The organism is Pseudomonas sp. GW821-FHT07F01 (assembly GCF_059418825.1).
Map to the genome: position 1 here is coordinate 218,567 of NZ_JBWKQO010000007.1, position 18,128 is coordinate 236,694.

Annotated in this window: 17 protein-coding genes; 11 read left to right on the forward strand and 6 right to left on the reverse strand. The window is 62.9% G+C overall.

What is annotated here, in order from left to right; translation table 11 throughout:
- Positions 1–14 precede the first annotated feature (14 nt).
- From AC07R1_RS26060 to tldD, 5 genes are all read left to right on the forward strand, one after another.
- The gene (locus AC07R1_RS26060; RefSeq protein WP_011059253.1) at positions 15–620 is read left to right on the forward strand and encodes a Maf family protein; all 606 of its coding nucleotides are present in this window, start codon (positions 15–17) and stop codon (positions 618–620) included.
- A gap of 56 nt (positions 621–676) precedes the next feature.
- Positions 677–2,134, forward strand: a complete 1,458-nt coding sequence (gene rng / locus AC07R1_RS26065) for a ribonuclease G (protein ID WP_011059254.1) — start codon at positions 677–679, stop codon at positions 2,132–2,134.
- A 75-nt stretch (positions 2,135–2,209) separates the two neighbouring features.
- Entirely contained in the window at positions 2,210–6,013 is a 3,804-nt protein-coding gene (locus AC07R1_RS26070; RefSeq protein WP_495111093.1) for a YhdP family protein, read from the forward strand.
- A gap of 58 nt (positions 6,014–6,071) precedes the next feature.
- Complete coding sequence (locus AC07R1_RS26075; protein ID WP_011059256.1) at positions 6,072–6,911, forward strand: carbon-nitrogen hydrolase family protein; 840 nt, start codon at positions 6,072–6,074, stop codon at positions 6,909–6,911.
- 26 nt (positions 6,912–6,937) lie between these two features.
- Complete coding sequence (tldD, locus tag AC07R1_RS26080) at positions 6,938–8,380, forward strand: metalloprotease TldD (RefSeq protein WP_011059257.1); 1,443 nt, start codon at positions 6,938–6,940, stop codon at positions 8,378–8,380.
- A gap of 49 nt (positions 8,381–8,429) precedes the next feature.
- Here the strand turns inward: tldD and yjgA are convergent, their stop codons facing one another.
- Complete coding sequence (yjgA, locus tag AC07R1_RS26085) at positions 8,430–8,951, reverse strand: ribosome biogenesis factor YjgA (protein ID WP_011059258.1); 522 nt, start codon at positions 8,949–8,951, stop codon at positions 8,430–8,432.
- 108 nt (positions 8,952–9,059) lie between these two features.
- Between yjgA and pmbA the strand changes: the two genes are divergently transcribed.
- The 6 genes from pmbA (at position 9,060) to AC07R1_RS26115 (ending at position 14,428) form a co-directional block, all read left to right on the forward strand.
- Positions 9,060–10,406: a metalloprotease PmbA gene (gene pmbA, locus AC07R1_RS26090; protein WP_011059259.1), complete on the forward strand. Its 1,347-nt coding sequence runs from the start codon at positions 9,060–9,062 to the stop codon at positions 10,404–10,406.
- 238 nt (positions 10,407–10,644) lie between these two features.
- Positions 10,645–11,040, forward strand: a complete 396-nt coding sequence (locus AC07R1_RS26095; RefSeq protein ID WP_011059260.1) for a hypothetical protein — start codon at positions 10,645–10,647, stop codon at positions 11,038–11,040.
- Positions 11,033–12,409, forward strand: a complete 1,377-nt coding sequence (locus AC07R1_RS26100) for a class II fumarate hydratase (RefSeq protein ID WP_041115976.1) — start codon at positions 11,033–11,035, stop codon at positions 12,407–12,409. The genes AC07R1_RS26095 and AC07R1_RS26100 overlap by 8 nt, the downstream gene beginning before the upstream one ends.
- A gap of 28 nt (positions 12,410–12,437) precedes the next feature.
- Positions 12,438–12,887, forward strand: coding sequence for a DUF2753 family protein (locus AC07R1_RS26105; RefSeq protein ID WP_011059262.1), 450 nt, complete (start codon positions 12,438–12,440; stop codon positions 12,885–12,887).
- A gap of 1 nt (position 12,888) precedes the next feature.
- Positions 12,889–13,500 (forward strand): superoxide dismutase, encoded by a 612-nt coding sequence (locus AC07R1_RS26110; RefSeq protein ID WP_019095665.1) that lies wholly within the window; start codon positions 12,889–12,891, stop codon positions 13,498–13,500.
- Positions 13,501–13,534: 34 nt separating this feature from the next.
- On the forward strand, positions 13,535–14,428 hold the full coding sequence (locus tag AC07R1_RS26115) for a ZIP family metal transporter (RefSeq protein ID WP_495111094.1): 894 nt from the start codon (positions 13,535–13,537) through the stop codon (positions 14,426–14,428).
- A gap of 29 nt (positions 14,429–14,457) precedes the next feature.
- Here AC07R1_RS26115 and AC07R1_RS26120 read toward each other — a convergent pair whose 3' ends face one another.
- From AC07R1_RS26120 to AC07R1_RS26140, 5 genes are all read right to left on the reverse strand, one after another.
- Positions 14,458–14,730 carry an HPr family phosphocarrier protein gene (locus AC07R1_RS26120; RefSeq protein ID WP_011059265.1) on the reverse strand — a complete coding sequence of 91 codons (273 nt, stop codon included), beginning with the start codon at positions 14,728–14,730 and terminating at the stop codon, positions 14,458–14,460.
- 16 nt (positions 14,731–14,746) lie between these two features.
- Positions 14,747–15,604, reverse strand: a complete 858-nt coding sequence (gene rapZ, locus AC07R1_RS26125) for an RNase adapter RapZ (RefSeq protein WP_011059266.1) — start codon at positions 15,602–15,604, stop codon at positions 14,747–14,749.
- Between the two features lie 2 nt (positions 15,605–15,606).
- Entirely contained in the window at positions 15,607–16,071 is a 465-nt protein-coding gene (ptsN, locus tag AC07R1_RS26130) for a PTS IIA-like nitrogen regulatory protein PtsN (protein WP_011059267.1), read from the reverse strand.
- Between the two features lie 12 nt (positions 16,072–16,083).
- Complete coding sequence (gene hpf / locus AC07R1_RS26135) at positions 16,084–16,389, reverse strand: ribosome hibernation-promoting factor, HPF/YfiA family (RefSeq protein ID WP_011059268.1); 306 nt, start codon at positions 16,387–16,389, stop codon at positions 16,084–16,086.
- 125 nt (positions 16,390–16,514) lie between these two features.
- Positions 16,515–18,008 (reverse strand): RNA polymerase factor sigma-54, encoded by a 1,494-nt coding sequence (locus AC07R1_RS26140; protein WP_011059269.1) that lies wholly within the window; start codon positions 18,006–18,008, stop codon positions 16,515–16,517.
- Between the last annotated feature and the right edge of the window lie 120 nt (positions 18,009–18,128).

The window sequence follows — 18,128 nt, forward strand, 5'->3', positions numbered from 1 at the left end:
AGGGAGATGTCTTGATGAATCCGCTTTACCTCGCTTCCGGTTCGCCTCGTCGGCGTGAGTTGCTGACGCAGATCGGCGTGCCGTTCACCGCCATCAGTGCGGACATCGATGAAACCCCGCTAGCCGATGAGTCACCTGCCGCCTACGTCGAGCGCCTGGCCCGAGGCAAGGCTGCGGCGGGGCGCGGGCTGATCACCAGCAGTGAATCCCAGGCCCCGGCCTGTGTGCTGGGGGCCGACACCGCGGTAGTGCTCGATGGGCGGATTCTCGGCAAACCGCTGGATCAGGCTGATGCGTTGCAGATGCTCATGGCGCTTTCGGGGCGTGAGCATGAAGTGTTCACCGCCATTGCCCTGCTTGACGGTGAACGCTGCGAGTCGCGAGTGGTGCGCAGCCTGGTACGTTTTCGCCCGATCTCACCTGCAGAGGCCGCGCTCTACTGGGCCAGCGGCGAGCCCTGCGACAAAGCCGGTGGCTATGCTATCCAGGGACTGGCAGCGGTGTTTGTCGCCGGCCTCAATGGCAGTTATTCCGCGGTGGTCGGCTTGCCGGTGTGCGAAACCGCAGAACTGCTCGGGCATTTCGGCATACCCTGTTGGCAAAACCTTCCAGTGCGCTAAAGCGCCGTACCCGATTGCTGCGGCCCTCTATGAACACGCCTGAACGAGACACTGCCATGAGTGAAGAGATTCTGATCAACATCACGCCGATGGAATCACGCGTGGCGGTGGTCGAAAACGGAGTGCTGCAAGAGGTTCACGTCGAGCGCACCCAGCGCCGGGGGATCGTCGGCAACATCTACAAGGGCAAGGTGGTGCGGGTCTTGCCGGGCATGCAGGCGGCCTTCGTCGACATCGGCCTGGACCGGGCGGCGTTTATCCACGCCTCGGAAATTTCCACCCGCGAAGGCACTGCGGTAGAGAGCATCAGCGCTCTGGTGCACGAAGGGCAGAGCCTGGTGGTGCAAGTCACCAAGGACCCCATCGGTTCCAAGGGCGCGCGCCTGACCACTCAGTTGTCGATCCCTTCCCGCTATCTGGTGTACATGCCGCGTACCGCCCATGTCGGTATCTCGCTGAAGATCGAGGACGAAGCCGAGCGTGAGCGCCTGAAGCAGGTCGTCAGTGATTGCGTGGCCCAGGAAGGCATCAAGGAGGCCGGTGGTTTTATCCTGCGCACCGCCGCCGAAGGCGCCGGGGCCGATGAGATCATGATGGACATCCGTTACCTGCGCCGGCTCTGGGACCAGATCGGCGCGCAGATCAAGACCATCGGCGCGCCCAATGTGATCTACGAGGACCTGGGCCTGGCTCTGCGCACCCTGCGCGACCTGGTGAGCCCGAAGATCGAGAAGATCCGCATCGACTCCCGGGAAACCTTCCAGAAGACCACGGTGTTCGTGGCCGAACTGATGCCGGAAATCGCCGACCGCCTGGAGCACTACCCCGGCGAGCGGCCGATCTTCGATCTGTACGGCGTCGAGGACGAAATCCAGAAAGCCCTGGAGCGCAAGGTGCCGCTCAAGTCCGGAGGCTACCTGGTGGTAGACCCGGCGGAAGCCATGACCACCATCGACGTCAACACCGGGGCCTTCGTCGGTCATCGCAACCTTGAGGAAACCATCTTCAAGACCAACCTCGAGGCGGCCACCGCTATTGCCCGGCAACTGCGCCTGCGCAACCTGGGCGGGATCATCATCATCGATTTCATCGACATGGAAGATGAAGAGCACCAGCGCCAGGTATTGCGCACCCTGGAAAAGCAGCTGGAGCGTGACCACGCCAAGACCAACATCATTGGCATCACCGAGCTGGGCCTGGTGCAGATGACTCGCAAGCGTACCCGCGAGAGCCTGGAGCAGGTGCTGTGCGAGCCTTGCAGCAGTTGCCAGGGGCGGGGCAAGTTGAAAACCCCGGAAACCGTCTGTTACGAAATATTCCGAGAAATCCTCCGCGAGGCCCGGGCTTATCAGGCAGAAGGATATCGGGTGCTGGCCAATCAGAAGGTGGTCGACCGGCTGCTGGACGAAGAGTCGGGCAACGTGGCGGAGCTGGAGGGTTTTATCGGCCGGACCATCAGGTTCCAGGTCGAAACCATGTATTCCCAGGAACAATACGACGTGGTGCTGCTCTGATTCCGCGTGTTCTACATCCGTGGAAATGGCTGGCTTCAGCTTTTTGCATGACTTTTACCCTGGGAGCCAACTGAAATGGAGCGGCTGATGCGCCTGTTCACCACGCTGATTCGCTGGGGGCTTGGCTTCTGTGCGCTGGCGCTGGTGGCGACTGCCTTGTATGTCAGTCTGGGCCGGGAACTGACCCCGCTGGTGGCCGAGTACCAGCCCGAGGTCGAGGCCAAGGTGCAGCAGGCCGTGGGCTTGCCGGTGCATATCGGTAGCCTGGAGGGGCGCTGGAGCGGCTTGTCGCCGATCCTGCTGGCCCACGACGTGCAGGTGGGCGAGGGCGCCAATGCGCTGCGCCTGGATCAGGTGAGCGTGGCGCCGGATATGCTCGGCAGCCTGCTGGCCCGTGACCTGCGGATCGGTCGCCTGGAGCTCAGCGGCCTGAGCCTCAGCCTGAAAGAGGGCGCGGACGGCCAGTGGCAGCTTGAAGGCCTGCCGGTGCAACAGGACCAGCCGATGGACCCCCAGCAGTTGCTGGGCCGCCTGCAACAGGTTGCCGAGCTGTCGCTGCTGGACAGCCAGGTCACCTTGCAGCCTCTGGACCACCAGCCCGTGGCCCTGACCTACGTCGGGCTCAATCTGCGCAGCGGTACCAGCCGCCAGCGCCTGGACCTGCGCCTGACGCTGCCGGACGGCCAGCCCCTGGCAATGAACCTGCGGACCAGGATGCGGGCCGAGGCCTGGCGCGATGCCCAGGCCGACTTGTACCTGAGCCTGCCGCAAAGCGACTGGTCGCGTTGGGTGCCGGCCCGGCTGACCCGGGAGTGGAAACTCTCCGAGCTCAAAGCGGGTGGCGAGCTGTGGCTGAAGTGGGCCAAGGGTGGGGTGCAAAACGCCACGCTGCGCTTGAATGCCCCGCAATTCACCGGGGCCTATGCCGAGCGCACGCCGGTGTCCCTGAGCAACCTGGCGTTGAATGCCTACTTCCAGCGTGATGAGCAGGGCCTGCAGGTGCAGCTTGACTCCCTGGCGCTGAACCTCGGCGAGACCCGCTGGGAATCCCGTGTGCAGGTGCAGCAGCGCAACGCGACCGAGCAGCAGGAAGAACTCTGGCATGTGCAGGCCGACCGCCTGGACCTGAAGCCGATCACCCCGATCCTCGATGCCCTGGCGCCCTTGCCGGAAGGCCTGGCCACGGCCATCGACCGACTGAAAGTCACTGGCGGCCTGCGCAACGTGCTGCTCGACTACCGTCCCCAGAACACTGGCGACCAGCGCCTGAGCTTCGCCGCGAACCTCGACCGGGTTGGCTTCGATGCCTATCACGGTGCTCCGGCAGCACGAAATGTCAGCGGCAGCATCAGCGGCGACCTGGGCAAGGGCGAGCTGCGCATGGACAGCAAGGATTTCTCCCTGCACCTGTACCCGATCTTCGCCAAGCCCTGGCAGTACATCCAGGCCAACGCCACCCTGACCTGGAAGCTCGACAAGGAAGGCTTCACCCTGATTGCCCCCTACCTGAAGGTGCTGGGCGAAGAGGGCAAGATCGCCGGCGACTTCCTGATCCGCCTGCATTTCGACCACAGCCAGGAAGACTACATGGACCTGCGAGTCGGCCTGGTGGACGGCGATGGGCGCTACACCGCCAAGTACCTGCCCCAGGTGCTCAACGCCGGTGTGGATGAATGGCTGCGCACGGCGATCCTCAAGGGAGCGGTGGACCAGGGCTTCTTCCAGTACCAGGGTTCGCTGAACCATGACGCCGTCGAGGCCGCCCGCAGCATCAGCCTGTTCTTTAAGGTGCATGACACCGAGCTGGCGTTCCAGCCGGGCTGGCCGCACTTGACCAAGGTCAGCGGCGATGTGTTCATCGAAGACAGCGGCGTGCGCATCGTCGCCAGCAAAGGCCAGTTGCTGGACACCAAGGTGCGGGATGTCTTCGTCAACATTCCCCATGCTGCCAGCGGGCAGGACAGCCACATGTACATCGATGGCGCCTTTGCCGGTGGCCTGGGCGATGGCGTGAAAATTCTCCAGGAAGCGCCGATCGGCACCGGCTCGACCTTTGCCGGCTGGCATGGCGAGGGCGATCTGCAAGGCAAGCTGGATCTGGATATTCCCCTGGTCAAGGGCCAGGAGCCGAAGATCGTGATGGCGTTCAAGACCGACAAGGCGCGCCTCAAGCTCAGTGAGCCTGAGCTGGAACTGACCCAGCTCAAGGGTGATTTCCGCTTCGATAGTGCCAAGGGCCTGAGTGGCGAGGGCATCAGTGCCCAGGCGTTCGAGCGGCCGGTCACGGCGCAGATCTTCGCCGATGGCAAGCCGGGCAAACCCAATACTCGAGTGGTTGCCAAGGGCCAGGTTGCGGTCAAGAAACTTACCGACTGGTTGCAAGTCGGCCAGCCGTTGCCGGTGTCCGGCGAGGTGCCCTACCAGTTGCAACTGAACCTGGACGGAGCCGACAGCCAGTTGATGGTCAGTTCCAGTCTCAAGGGCGTAGCGGTGGACCTGCCGGCGCCGTTCGGCATGGCGGCCAGCACCGGGCGCAACAGTGTATTTCGCATGACTCTGCAAGGGGCCGAGCGGCGCTACTGGTTCAACTACGGCGAACTGGCCGACTTCACCTTTGCGGCGCCCAGCGGCAAGCTCGCCGAGGGGCGAGGCGAGCTGTTCCTCGGTGATGGCGCGGCCTTGCTGCCGCCGGGTAAAGGGCTGCGGATACGAGGGATTCTCTCTGAGCTGGATGTGGAACCCTGGAAAGCCCTGGTGGATCGCTACGCCGGGCAGGATCCGGGAGGCAGCGCCAAACAGTTGCTCAGCAGTGCGGACTTCAAGGTCGGCAAGCTCAGTGCCTTCGGCACCACCCTGGACCAGGTCAACCTGTTGCTGGCGCGCAAGCCCGCTGCCTGGGAGTTGCATATCGACAGCCAGCAGGCCAAAGGCAAGGTCGGGATTCCCGATGCCAAGGCGGCGCCGATGGCCATCGACATGGCGTACGTGCGCCTGCCGGCTGCCGATCCGGCAGCGCAGGCCGATGAAAATGCGCCCGACCCCCTGGCCTCGGTGGATCCCAAGAGCGTTCCGCCCCTGGATATTTCCATTGCCCAGCTGTTCCAGGGCCAGGACCTGATCGGCCGCTGGGCGCTCAAGGTGCGGCCGACGTCCAGGGGCATGGTCTTCAATGGCCTGGACCTGGGCCTCAAGGGCATGCAGTTGCAGGGCGAGGGCGGCTGGGAAGGCCAGGCCGGTGCCAGCAACAGTTGGTACCGGGGCCGCATTGGCGGCAAGAACCTGGCGGACGTGCTCAAGGGCTGGGGCTTCGCCCCGACCGTGACCAGTGAAGATTTTCACCTGGACGTCGATGGCCGCTGGCCGGGCTCGCCGGCCTGGGTGGGCTTGAAGCGCTTCTCCGGCAGCCTGGACGCTACCCTGCGCAAGGGCCAGTTCGTCGAAGTCGAGGGCGGGGCCCAGGCCTTGCGGGTGTTCGGCCTGCTCAACTTCAACTCCATCGGTCGCCGCCTGCGCCTGGACTTCTCCGACCTGTTCGGCAAGGGCCTGAGCTATGACCGGGTCCGGGGCGTGCTGGCGGCGAGCAATGGCGTTTACGTCACTCGCGAGCCGATCACCCTGACCGGGCCGTCGAGCAACCTGGAGCTCAATGGCACCCTGGACATGGTGGCCGACCAGGTCGACGCCAAGCTGCTGGTGACCTTGCCGGTGACCAACAACCTGCCGATTGCCGCGCTGATTGTCGGTGCGCCGGCGGTGGGCGGGGCGTTGTTCCTGATCGACAAGCTGATCGGTGACCGCGTGGCGCGCTTCGCCAGCGTCAAATACAACGTCAAAGGCCCATGGAAAGAGCCGAAAATCACCTTCGACAAACCGTTTTGAGAATCCTCGATTCGCGCCTATGGAGTAGCATGGCGGCCTACCCTACAAGGAGTTCGCCATGTCTCTTGCGGTGATTCAAATGGTCAGCCAGAGCGATGTCCTGGCCAATCTGCAGCAGGCTCGGAGCCTGCTCGAACAGGCTGCTGCCGGCGGTGCAAAGCTGGCCGTCCTGCCGGAAAACTTCGCCGCCATGGGGCGCCGCGACATGGCGGCCATTGGTCGCGCCGAAGCGCTGGGCGAAGGTCCGATCCTGCCATGGTTGAAACAGGCCGCCCGCGACCTCAGGTTATGGATAGTGGCCGGCACCTTGCCGTTGCCCCCCGTCGATCAGCCCGAGGCCAAGTCCAATGCCTGTTCGTTGCTGGTGGATGACCAGGGGCAGTTCGTGGCGCGCTACGACAAGCTGCACCTGTTCGATGTCGATGTGGCGGACAATCGCGGACGCTACCGTGAATCCGATGACTATGCTCATGGAGACCGGGTGGTGGTGGCGGATACGCCGGTGGGAAGGGTCGGCCTTACAGTCTGTTATGACCTGCGCTTTCCCGAGCTGTACAGCGAGTTGCGCGCCGCTGGCGCCGAGTTGATCACCGCGCCTTCGGCGTTTACCGCAGTCACCGGTGCGGCCCATTGGGAGGTGCTGATTCGCGCCCGTGCCATCGAGACCCAGTGCTATGTACTGGCGGCGGCCCAGGGCGGCGTGCATCCCGGCCCACGGGAAACCTACGGCCATGCCGCGATCGTCGACCCCTGGGGGCGGATAGTGGCGCAACAGGATCAAGGTCAAGGCGTGCTGCTGGCCGAGCGCGACAGCAGTGAACAGGCGTCCATCCGGGCGCGGATGCCGGTGTTCAGTCACCGGCGCATTTTCTCGCAAGGCGTGCAACGGCTTGCATAAGTACGACGAATTTAAGGCCAAAACATATGAGCGGGTTGTTGTCCTCTGTCAGTGAACATCTACTAGCCCCGGGCGGCGTGACCATCGAAAGCTTGCAAGGCGTGCTGGGGGATCTGGCCGGCCCGGGCATCGATGCCGCCGATCTGTATTTCCAGGGGCAGATTTCCGAGTCCTGGTCCCTGGAAGACGGAATCGTCAAGGAAGGCAGTTTCAACCTCGACCAGGGGGTTGGGGTGCGTGCGCAATCCGGTGAGAAGACCGGCTTCGCCTACAGCAATGCCATCACCCTGGAAGCCCTGGGCCTCGCCGCCCGGGCGGCGCGCTCGATTTCCCGGGCCGGGCAAAACGGCACCGTGCAGGCGTTTTCGACCCAGGACGTGGCGCAGCTGTATGCGCCGGACAACCCCCTGGAAGTCATCAGCCGGGCCGAGAAGGTCGAGCTGCTCAAGCGCGTTGACGCCGCAACCCGCGCCCTGGATCCGCGCATCCAGCAGGTCAGCGTGAGCATGGCCGGGGTCTGGGAGCGGATCCTGGTGGCCTCTACCGATGGCGGCCTGGCGGCGGACGTGCGGCCGCTGGTGCGTTTCAACGTCAGCGTCATCGTCGAGCAGAACGGTCGCCGCGAGCGCGGTGGCCATGGCGGCGGCGGGCGTACCGACTACCGCTATTTCCTCAGCGAAGATCGGGCCATGGGCTATGCCCGTGAAGCCCTGCGCCAGGCGCTGGTCAATCTGGAAGCGATTCCGGCGCCGGCCGGAACCCTGCCGGTGGTGCTGGGCTCCGGCTGGTCCGGAGTGCTGCTGCACGAAGCCGTGGGCCACGGCCTGGAGGGCGACTTCAACCGCAAGGGCAGTTCGGCCTACAGCGGTCGCATGGGCGAAATGGTGGCTTCCAAGCTCTGCACCATCGTCGACGACGGCACCCTGGCCGGGCGCCGTGGTTCCCTGAGCGTGGACGACGAAGGCACCCCCACCGAATGCACCACGCTGATCGAGAACGGCGTGCTCAAGGGCTACATGCAGGACAAGCTCAATGCCCGGCTGATGGGCGTGGCCCGCACCGGCAACGGTCGCCGCGAGTCTTATGCGCACCTGCCGATGCCGCGCATGACCAACACCTACATGCTGGGTGGCGAAAGCGATCCGGCGGAAATCATCGCTTCGGTGAAGAAGGGCATCTATTGCGCCAACCTCGGCGGCGGCCAGGTGGATATCACCAGCGGCAAGTTCGTGTTCTCCACCAGTGAGGCCTACCTGATCGAGGACGGCAAGATCACCGCCCCGGTCAAGGGCGCGACCTTGATCGGCAACGGTCCGGAAGCCATGAGCCGGGTATCGATGGTGGGTAATGACCTGTCCCTGGACAGTGGCGTCGGCACCTGCGGCAAGGATGGGCAATCGGTGCCAGTGGGCGTCGGCCAGCCGACCCTGAAGATCGATGCGATCACCGTGGGTGGCACTGGGGCATAAGGAGGGAGGGTGTCGGGTGAGCTGCAGGGCAGCTCACCCGTGGCAAGGCTCAGCGCAGGCCGCGTTGAGTCTCGTCCAGCTCGCGGATGTACTTGAAGATTTTACGGCTTGAGGCCGGTGCCTTGTTATGCGCCAGCTCATGCTGGGCCTGACGGATCAGGGAGCGCAGTTGCTGGCGATCGGCGTCCGGGTATTCGCCGACGAACTTTTCCAGCACGTCATCGCCGCCGCCGATCAGGCGGTCGCGCCAACGCTCCAGGTTATGGAAGCGTTCGTTGTACTGCCGGGTGGAGGCATCGAGTTGGTCAAGCAGTTGCAGAATCGCGTCGGTGTCCTGGTCCCGCATCAGCTTGCCGATGAACTGCAGGTGGCGCTTTCGGGCGATATGGGCGACGTGCTTGGGTGCATCCGCCAGGGCCCGGCGCAAGGCGTCGGTCAGGGGCAGTTTGTTCAGCAAGTCGGGCTTGAGAGTGGTAAGGCGCTCGCCGAGATCAACCAGAGCATGCAGCTCGCGTTTGACCTGGGATTTGCTTTTCTCCCCATCGAGGGAGTCGTCGTAAGAATCAACCATGGTGGCAGTCCGCAAAGAAACGCCGCCATGATAACCAGTCGAGGGCCGCTTGTCCGGCCCGGTCGCTCGCCGGCCTTAATCGAAAGCAGAATTTGAGTGGAGAACAGCATGAGTGCAGCACAAAGCGTCGGCCCACAGGCTTTGCCGGCCCTGCAGGAGCAAGTCGAGCAGATCATCGCCGAGGCCAAGCGCCAGGGGGCCAGCGCCTGTGAAGTGGCGGTGTCCCTGGAGCAGGGGCTGTCGACTTCGGTGCGCCAGCGGGAAGTGGAAACCGTCGAGTTCAACCGCGACCAGGGCTTTGGCATCACCCTCTACCTGGGCCAGCGCAAGGGTTCGGCCAGTACGTCTGCCAGCGGCCCCGAGGCCATTCGCGAAACCGTGGCGGCGGCCCTGGCGATTGCCAAGCACACCTCCGAAGACGAAGCCTCGGGCCTTGCCGACGCGGCCCTGATGGCCAAGGACCTGCAGGACTTCGACCTGTTCCACGCCTGGGACATCACCCCCGAACAGGCCATCGAGCAGGCCCTGACCTGTGAGGCAGCGGCCTTTGCTGCCGACAGCCGGATCAAGAATGCCGACGGCACCACCCTCAGCACCCACCAGGGCTGTCGGGTGTATGGCAACAGCCACGGCTTCATTGGTGGTTATGCGTCCACCCGCCACAGCCTGAGCTGCGTGATGATTGCCGAGGCGGATGGCCAGATGCAGCGCGACTACTGGTACGACGTCAATCGCCAGGGCCAGTTGCTGGCCGACCCGGTGAGCATTGGCCAGCGTGCCGCCCAGCGCGCGGCCAGCCGGCTAGGTGCCCGTCCAGTGCCGACCTGTGAGGTGCCGGTGCTGTTTTCCGCAGAACTGGCCGGTGGCCTGTTCGGCAGTTTTCTCGGGGCGATTTCCGGTGGCAACCTGTACCGCAAGTCGTCCTTCCTCGAAGGCGCCCTGGGTCAACAACTGTTTCCGCAGTGGATGACCATCGATGAGCGCCCGCACCTGATGCGCGCCATGGGCAGTTCGGCTTTCGACGGCGATGGCCTGGCCACCTACGCCAAGCCGTTCATCCAGGACGGTGAGTTGGTGTCCTATGTACTGGGCACCTATTCCGGACGCAAGCTGGGCATGCCGAGCACCGCCAACGCCGGTGGCGTGCACAACCTGTTCGTCACCCATGGCGACGAAGACCAGGCCGCGCTGCTGCGGCGCATGGGCCGTGGCCTGCTGGTGACCGAGCTGATGGGCCATGGCCTGAACATGGTCACCGGGGACTACTCCCGCGGTGCGGCGGGTTTCTGGGTCGAGAACGGCGAGATTCAGTTCGCGGTGCAGGAAGTGACCATTGCCGGCAACCTGCGGGACATGTTCAAGCAGATCCTTGCAGTGGGTAACGACCTGGAGCTGCGTAGCAACATCCGCACCGGCTCGGTGCTGATCGAACGCATGACCGTCGCCGGCAGCTGACCGCGCCCAGCTTCACCCCCAACGCGCCACCTCCCCGAGGTGGCGCGTTTTTTATGGCCGCCATTTTTGTAGGAGCTGGCTTGCCAGCGAAAGCGTCCTGACATCCGGCACCAGGCTCAAGGGCTCATTCGCCGGCAAGGCGGGCCCTATAAGAGTTGGACAAAAATCATACAAGCCAGATTGATTTGATTCTCAATATCATTTAATAATGAAAATCATTATTCGATGAGCCCAGGTCATGAGTTCTGCCTTGCACGAGCAGCCTTACCTCGAAAGCTGGCGCTGGATGAGCCGCCAGATCCGTTGCGCACTGGAACCGGACGAACCCCGTCTGATCGAGCATTACCTCGCCGAAGGCCGCTACCTGGCCTGCTGTACCGCGATGTCGGCCTGGACCGTCGCTGAAACTTCCTTCCGTTTATTGATCGATACCGCAACCGATACAGCGCTGCCCTGGCATTGGCGCAGCCAGTGCCTGGACCAGGCCTGGCGGCCGTTGCGCGACATGGAGCGGTTGTCTTTGTGCAATTGCCGGCTCAAGCGCTGGCAGAGCCACGCCTGGCAGTTGGCGACCTGCTCGCTGCTGCCTTCCATTCCCCTGATAGAACTGGTGCAAGGATTTCCCGATGAGTAATACCCGTATCGAACGCGACAGCATGGGCGAACTGCAGGTACCGGAACTGGCCCTGTACGGCGCACAGACCCAGCGTGCGGTGGACAACTTCCCCATCAGCGGGCAACGCATGCCGGCAGCCTTCATCCGTGCGCTGATCCTGGCCAAGGCGGCTGCGGCCAAGGCCAACGTCGAACTGGGGCAGATCAGCGAAGCCCAGGGCAAGGCCATCGTCGATGCCGCCCAGGGTCTGCTGGAAGGTGATTTCATGCCGCACTTCCCGGTGGACATTTTCCAGACCGGCTCTGGCACCAGTTCCAACATGAACGCCAATGAAGTACTGGCAACCCTGGCCAGCCGCCTGCTGGGTGAACCGGTCAACCCCAATGACCATGTCAACTGCGGCCAGAGCAGCAACGACATCATCCCTACCACCATTCATGTCAGCGCCGCGCTGACCCTGCATGAGCAACTGCTGCCGGCCCTGGTGCATCTGGTGGAGGTCATCGAGCGCAAGGCGGTACAGGTGCACCCCTTCATCAAGACCGGCCGCACTCACCTGATGGACGCGATGCCGGTGCGCATGAGCCAGGTGCTGGAGGGCTGGGCGCAGCAACTCAAGGCCAATATCAGCCACCTGCAGGATCTGCTGCCGAGCCTGCAATCCCTGGCTCAGGGCGGCACCGCTGTGGGCACCGGGATCAATGCACATCCCGAGTTCGCTGCGCGTTTCAGCCAGCAGTTGAGCAAGCTGACCCAGGTGCAATTCACCCCGGGCAAGAATCTTTTCGCCCTGATCGGCTCCCAGGACACTGCGGTGACGGTATCCGGCCAGCTCAAGGCTACCGCGGTGTCGTTGATGAAGATCGCCAACGACCTGCGCTGGATGAACTCCGGCCCGCTGGCCGGGCTCGGCGAGATCGAGCTGGAAGGTTTGCAGCCCGGTTCGTCGATCATGCCCGGCAAGGTCAACCCGGTGATTCCTGAAGCCACCGCGATGGTCGCAGCCCAGGTCATCGGCAACGACAGCACCATCACTGTGGCCGGGCAATCGGGCAACTTCGAGCTCAACGTGATGCTGCCGATCATTGCCCAGAACCTGCTGAGCAGCATCGAGTTGCTGGCCAACTCCAGCCGCCTGCTGGCGGACAAGGCCATCGCCAGCTTCAAGGTCAACGAACCCAAGCTCAAGGAAGCGCTGTCGCGCAACCCGATCCTGGTCACGGCGCTGAACCCGATCATCGGCTATCAGAAGGCTGCAGAAATCGCCAAGACCGCCTACAAGCAGGGGCGCCCGGTGATCGACGTGGCCCTTGAACATACCGATCTGCCACGCAGCCAGCTGGAGGTCCTGCTGGACCCGGAAAAGCTCACTGCCGGCGGCGTGTAACCCACCGACACCGCTTTGGAGGCTCACCATGGAGCACTGGAAACGCACGATCGAAAGGGCCAATCGCCTCTTTATGCAGGGCGAACTGGTGGATGCTCGCGAGTTCTACCTGCAGGCGCTGGCCCTGGCCCAGGTGCTGTTCGAGCGCTGGTCGGATGCCGACGAAGCGGTGGCGGCCTGTGTGATTTCCCATCACAACCTGGCAGACCTGCACCTGCGCCTCAATCAGCCGGAGGAGAGCGCGGAATACCTCTGCGCCATCCATCAGCGGTTGTTGCAGACCATGCAGGACAGCCGCTTGCCCACAGCCCTGCGGGAAGCGGCCTTGCGCCAAAGCAGCAAGACCTACGTCGAACTGCTGAATTTCATCGGTGATCACGGCGAATACCCGCGCACTCATCGTTTGCTGGACAGCAACGTCGCGGGCCTGTCAGCCGACAGCCCGCAACCAGACAGCCCCTCTTACGGAGCCCATTGATATGTCCTTTACCTTGCCTGCACTGCCTTACGCCTACGACGCCCTGGAACCGCACATCGATGCGCAAACCATGGAAATCCACTACACCAAGCATCACCAGACCTACATCAACAACCTCAACGCCGCCGTCGAGGGGACCGAATGGGCAGGGTGGGAGGTGGAAAAGCTGGTAGCCAGCGTTCAGCAACTGCCGGAAAAACTGCGTGCTGCGGTGATCAACCAGGGTGGCGGGCATGCCAACCATTCGCTGTTCTGGGCGGTGATGACACCCACCGGTGGCGGTCATCCCCAAGGCGCCCTGGGGCAAGCCATCGAGCAGCAACTGGGTGGTTTCGAGAGCTTCAAGGAAGCGTTCACCAAGGCCGCACTCACCCGTTTCGGCAGTGGCTGGGCCTGGCTCAGCGTGACACCGGAGAAGAAACTGGTGGTGGAAAGCAGCGGTAACCAGGACAGCCCGCTGATGAACGGCAATACGCCGATCCTCGGTCTGGATGTGTGGGAGCACGCCTACTACCTGCGCTACCAGAACCGCCGCCCGGAATACATCAACGCCTTCTACAACGTCATCAACTGGCCGGAAGTCGCTCAGCGCTACCAGGCCGCGATGGCTTGATACCTTTCCATCAAAACAAGATCTAAGGCCGACTATGGGCACTGAAACACTGGCAATCAGCAGCGGGCGAATGTTTCGTTATGCCTTCGGTTCGCTGTTGCTGTTGGCGGGCACGGCGTTGCTGGTGGCTCAAGGGTTGAGCTGGCTGAACCTGGAGCCGCGCTTGCTGCGCGCCTTGCAGGGCGGTTCGATCTGCGCGCTGGGCACGGCGCTGGGGGCGGTCCCGGTGCTGGTGATCCGGCGGATGCCGGTGGCGGTGAGCGACACCCTGCTGGGCTTTGGTGCCGGAGTGATGCTGGCGGCCACGGCATTTTCGCTGATCGTCCCCGGCATCGCTGCGGCCCAGGACCTGGGCTTGTCTGCCTGGGGCTCCAGCGGCCTGATCTGCGCCGGCATCATGCTCGGGGCCTTTGGCCTGTTCCTGGTGGATCTCAAGGTCTCGGGGGGCTGCCCGGAGGTGCTGGTGGGCACGCCAGAGCATCCGGTGATTGCCCCGCGTATCTGGCTGTTCGTCTTCGCCATCATTGCCCACAACATTCCTGAAGGGATGGCGGTGGGGGTGTCGGCCGGAGGCGGCATGCCGGATGCGGACAGCCTGGCCATGGGCATTGCCCTGCAGGATGTACCGGAAGGCCTGGTGATTGCCCTGGTATTGGCGGGGGCGGGGATGTCGCGGGTCAAGGCATTCCTGATTGGTGCGGCTTCAGGTCTGGTGGAACCGGTCTTTGCCTTGCTCTGCGCCTGGCTGGTGAGCCTGGCGCAGGTATTGCTGCCCCTGGGCCTGGCCCTGGCGGCGGGGGCGATGCTGCTGGTGGTCACTCATGAAGTGATTCCGGAGTCGCGTCGCAATGGCCATGACAAGCTTGCCAGCCTTGGCCTGTGTATCGGTTTCTGCCTGATGATGGTCATGGATACGGCACTCGCCTGAGAGCCGTATGGTGAGGGGCCCGCCCGGGCCTACTCGCCTTCGTCGAAGAAGTTGTTGATCAGTGCCACCAGCGCATCCATCGCTTCCTGTTCCTGCTCGCCTTCGGTCTTCAGGTGGATCCTGGTGCCCTTGCCGGCGGCCAGCATCATCATGGCCATGATGCTTTTGCCGTCGACCATGGAGTCCGGGGTCCTGCCGGCGCGGATCTGGCAGGGAAACTGCCCGGCCACGCCGACGAACTTGGCCGAGGCACGGGCATGCAGGCCCAGTTTATTGATGATCTCGATTTCCAGAGCTGGCATCGCGGGGTAGATCCTTTCAGCTAAGGTCGCGGTGGCGAACCTGGACGTTCTTCAGGGATTTTTGCAGGACCTGGCCCAGGCGCTCGGTCAGGTACACGGAGCGGTGGTGCCCGCCGGTGCAGCCGATGGCGATGGTCACATAGGCGCGGTTGCTGGCGGCAAAGCGTGGCAGCCATTTGAGCAGGTAGCTGGAGATGTCCTGGAACATTTCCTCGACATCGGGTTGCGCCGCCAGATACTCGGCCACGGGCGCATCCAGGCCTGATTGGGCGCGCAACTCGGGCTTCCAATACGGGTTGGGCAGGCAGCGCACGTCGAACACCAGGTCTGCATCTACCGGCATGCCGCGCTTGAAGCCGAAGGACTCCACCAGGAACGCGGTACCGGGTTCCGGCTGGTTCAACAGTCGCAGCTTGATGGTGTCGCGCAGCTGGTAAAGGTTCAGGTTGGTGGTGTTGACCTTGAGATCGGCCAGGTCGACGATCGGCCCCAGCAGTTGGGTTTCATCGTGGATGGCTTCGGCCAGGGAGCGGTTGGCGCTGCTCAACGGGTGGCGCCGACGGGTCTCGGAGAAGCGCTTGAGCAGGGTCTCTTCGTCGGCATCCAGGTACAGCACATCGCACTGGATATGCCGGCTGCGCACTTCTTCCAGCAATTCGGGGAAGCGCGACAGATGACTGGGCAGGTTGCGGGCATCGATGGACACCGCCACCAGCGGTTGCGCCAGTTCGGTGTGGATCAACGCACGTTCAGCCAGTTCCGGCAGCAAGCCGGCTGGCAGGTTGTCGATGCAGTAGTAGCCGTGGTCCTCGAGAACATCGAGGGCGGTGCTTTTACCTGAGCCGGAGCGGCCGCTGACGATGATCAAACGCATGATTACTGACCGTTTTGCTCGTCCAGAACGACCTGATACAAGGCTTCGTTGCTGGTGGCGCTGCGCAGCCGGTCACGGACTTCCTTGCGATCGAGCATGCTGGCGATCTGCCGGAGCAGTTCCAGGTGTGCATCGGTCGCGGCTTCCGGAACCAGCAGGACGAACAGCAGGTCGACCGGTGCGCCATCAATGGCGTCGAAATCGATCGGAGCGTCCAGGTGCATCAGCGCACTGATGGGCGACTCGCAGCCTTTGAGGCGGCAGTGGGGAATGGCGATGCCGTTGCCAAAACCGGTGGAACCGAGTTTTTCACGGGCAATCAGGCTCTCGAAGACATCCTGCATCTCCAGATCAGGCACTTCACGGCTGATCAGGTTGGCAATTTGTTCGAGGGCGCGTTTTTTACTGCCGCCCGGCACGTTCACCAGGGAACGGCCGGGGGTCAGGATGCTTTCAAGTCGGATCATGGGAGGGGAGTGTTAGCGACCCGTGCCTTGGAGAAGGTGGAGTTGCTTTTCCTTATGCTTTTTCAGTTGGCGGTCAAGCTTGTCCGTGAGCAGGTCGATTGCGGCATACATATCGTCATGTTCTGCGTTGGCAACGACCTCCCCACCGTGGATGTGCAGGGTGGCTTCGATTTTCTGCTTCAGCTTCTCGACAGCCATGGTGACCTGCACATTGGTAATCTTGTCGAAGTGCCTCTCCAGCCGGTCGAGTTTTTCGCCGATGTAGACGCGCAGGGGTTCAGTCACTTCGAGTTGGTGTCCACTGATGTTGACTTGCATACAGCTTCTCCTTCGTTGCCAGTGCATAACGCGGCAGGCTGGGTTGCCTGCCACCTAGACTACGTTTGAAAACGGCACCGGGCCCTTTTCAAACACACTCTGAAACGCTGTGGCCAGCCCTGCGGCTACATCAACCGCTTACGTTCGCTGGAAGGCGCGATCCCAAGGGATTCGCGGTACTTGGCGACGGTACGACGGGCTACCTGAATGCCTTGTGCCTCCAGTAAACCAGCGATCTTGCTGTCACTCAACGGCTTTTTCTGATTTTCCGCGGCCACCAATTTTTTGATGATCGCGCGGATCGCCGTGGACGAGCATTCACCGCCTTCCGAAGTGCTGACGTGGCTGGAGAAAAAGTATTTCAGCTCATATATGCCCCGTGGGGTATGCATGAATTTTTGCGTGGTCACCCGGGAAATCGTCGATTCGTGCATGCCCACCGCCTCGGCGATATCGTGCAGAACCAGCGGCTTCATCGCTTCATCGCCATATTCGAGAAAGCCGCGCTGGTGCTCGACGATCTGGGTGGCGACCTTCATCAGGGTTTCATTGCGGCTTTGCAGGCTCTTGATGAACCAGCGGGCTTCCTGCAACTGGTTGCGCATGAAGGTGTTGTCGGCGCTGGTGTCGGCGCGGCGTACAAAACCGGCGTACTGGGCGTTGACCCGCAGGCGCGGCACGGATTCCTGGTTCAGTTCCACCAGCCAGCGTTCGTTGTCCTTGCGCACTATGACGTCCGGGACCACGTATTCGGCTTCGCTGGATTCGATCTGCGATCCGGGGCGGGGGTTGAGGCTCTGCACCAGCTCGATGACCTGGCGCAGCTCATCTTCCTTGAGCTTCATGCGCCGCATCAGCTGGCTGTAGTCGCGGCTGCCCAGGAGGTCGATGTAGTCACTGACCAGGCGCTGGGCCTCGCCCAGCCAGGGCGTTTTCGCCGGCAGCTGGCGCAGTTGCAGCAACAGGCACTCGCCCAGGTTGCGGGCGCCGATGCCCGCAGGTTCGAATTGCTGGATGCGGTGCAGGACGGCTTCTATCTCGTCCAGTTCGATGTCCAGTTCCGGATCGAAGGCTTCGAGGATCTCCTCGAGGGTTTCGTCCAGGTAGCCCTGATTGTTGATGCAGTCGATCAGGGTCACGGCGATCAGGCGGTCGGTGTCCGACATCGGCGCCAGGTTCAGTTGCCAGAGCAGGTGGCTCTGCAGGCTCTCGCCCGCGGAAGTGCGGGTGGTGAAGTCCCACTCGTCGTCATCGCTGCTGGGCAGGCTGCTGGCGCTGGTCTGGTAGACGTCTTCCCAGGCGGTGTCGACCGGCAGTTCGTTGGGGATGCGCTCGTTCCACTCACCGTCCTCGAGGTTGTCCACCGTGGGGGCGGTTTCCTGGTAGGAGGGCTCCTGGATCTCGGTATTGGGTTTGGACTCGGTGTTGTCGGCCAGGGGGTCGCTGTTGTCGAAGTCGTCGCCTTCTTCCTGGCGTTCGAGCATCGGGTTGGACTCCAGGGCTTCCTGGATTTCCTGTTGCAGGTCCAGGGTCGACAATTGGAGCAGGCGGATGGCCTGTTGCAGCTGCGGTGTCATCGTCAGCTGCTGGCCCATTCTAAGGACTAGCGATGGTTTCATGGCAGGGGCTTAACACCTTATTTGCCGGCGCACATGCGCCATCCACTACAGGGCGCCGGAGCGCCAAACATAAGCAAATTATATGCCTGAAACTGAAGTGTTTGCCTAGAGCGCTGTAAC

Excerpts from the sequence above, each read along its gene's own strand:
- AC07R1_RS26110 (WP_019095665.1), top strand. The coding sequence starts at position 12,889 with ATGTCCTTTACCTTGCCTGCACTGCCTTACGCCTACGACGCCCTGGAA.
- AC07R1_RS26100 (WP_041115976.1), top strand. The coding sequence starts at position 11,033 with ATGAGTAATACCCGTATCGAACGCGACAGCATGGGCGAACTGCAGGTA.
- rapZ (WP_011059266.1), bottom strand. The coding sequence starts at position 15,604 with ATGCGTTTGATCATCGTCAGCGGCCGCTCCGGCTCAGGTAAAAGCACC.
- AC07R1_RS26140 (WP_011059269.1), bottom strand. The coding sequence starts at position 18,008 with ATGAAACCATCGCTAGTCCTTAGAATGGGCCAGCAGCTGACGATGACA.
- AC07R1_RS26105 (WP_011059262.1), top strand. The coding sequence starts at position 12,438 with ATGGAGCACTGGAAACGCACGATCGAAAGGGCCAATCGCCTCTTTATG.
- AC07R1_RS26070 (WP_495111093.1), top strand. The coding sequence starts at position 2,210 with ATGGAGCGGCTGATGCGCCTGTTCACCACGCTGATTCGCTGGGGGCTT.
- yjgA (WP_011059258.1), bottom strand. The coding sequence starts at position 8,951 with ATGGTTGATTCTTACGACGACTCCCTCGATGGGGAGAAAAGCAAATCC.
- AC07R1_RS26115 (WP_495111094.1), top strand. The coding sequence starts at position 13,535 with ATGGGCACTGAAACACTGGCAATCAGCAGCGGGCGAATGTTTCGTTAT.
- AC07R1_RS26095 (WP_011059260.1), top strand. The coding sequence starts at position 10,645 with ATGAGTTCTGCCTTGCACGAGCAGCCTTACCTCGAAAGCTGGCGCTGG.
- ptsN (WP_011059267.1), bottom strand. The coding sequence starts at position 16,071 with ATGATCCGACTTGAAAGCATCCTGACCCCCGGCCGTTCCCTGGTGAAC.
- AC07R1_RS26060 (WP_011059253.1), top strand. The coding sequence starts at position 15 with ATGAATCCGCTTTACCTCGCTTCCGGTTCGCCTCGTCGGCGTGAGTTG.
- tldD (WP_011059257.1), top strand. The coding sequence starts at position 6,938 with ATGAGCGGGTTGTTGTCCTCTGTCAGTGAACATCTACTAGCCCCGGGC.
- hpf (WP_011059268.1), bottom strand. The coding sequence starts at position 16,389 with ATGCAAGTCAACATCAGTGGACACCAACTCGAAGTGACTGAACCCCTG.
- AC07R1_RS26075 (WP_011059256.1), top strand. The coding sequence starts at position 6,072 with ATGTCTCTTGCGGTGATTCAAATGGTCAGCCAGAGCGATGTCCTGGCC.
- pmbA (WP_011059259.1), top strand. The coding sequence starts at position 9,060 with ATGAGTGCAGCACAAAGCGTCGGCCCACAGGCTTTGCCGGCCCTGCAG.
- AC07R1_RS26120 (WP_011059265.1), bottom strand. The coding sequence starts at position 14,730 with ATGCCAGCTCTGGAAATCGAGATCATCAATAAACTGGGCCTGCATGCC.
- rng (WP_011059254.1), top strand. The coding sequence starts at position 677 with ATGAGTGAAGAGATTCTGATCAACATCACGCCGATGGAATCACGCGTG.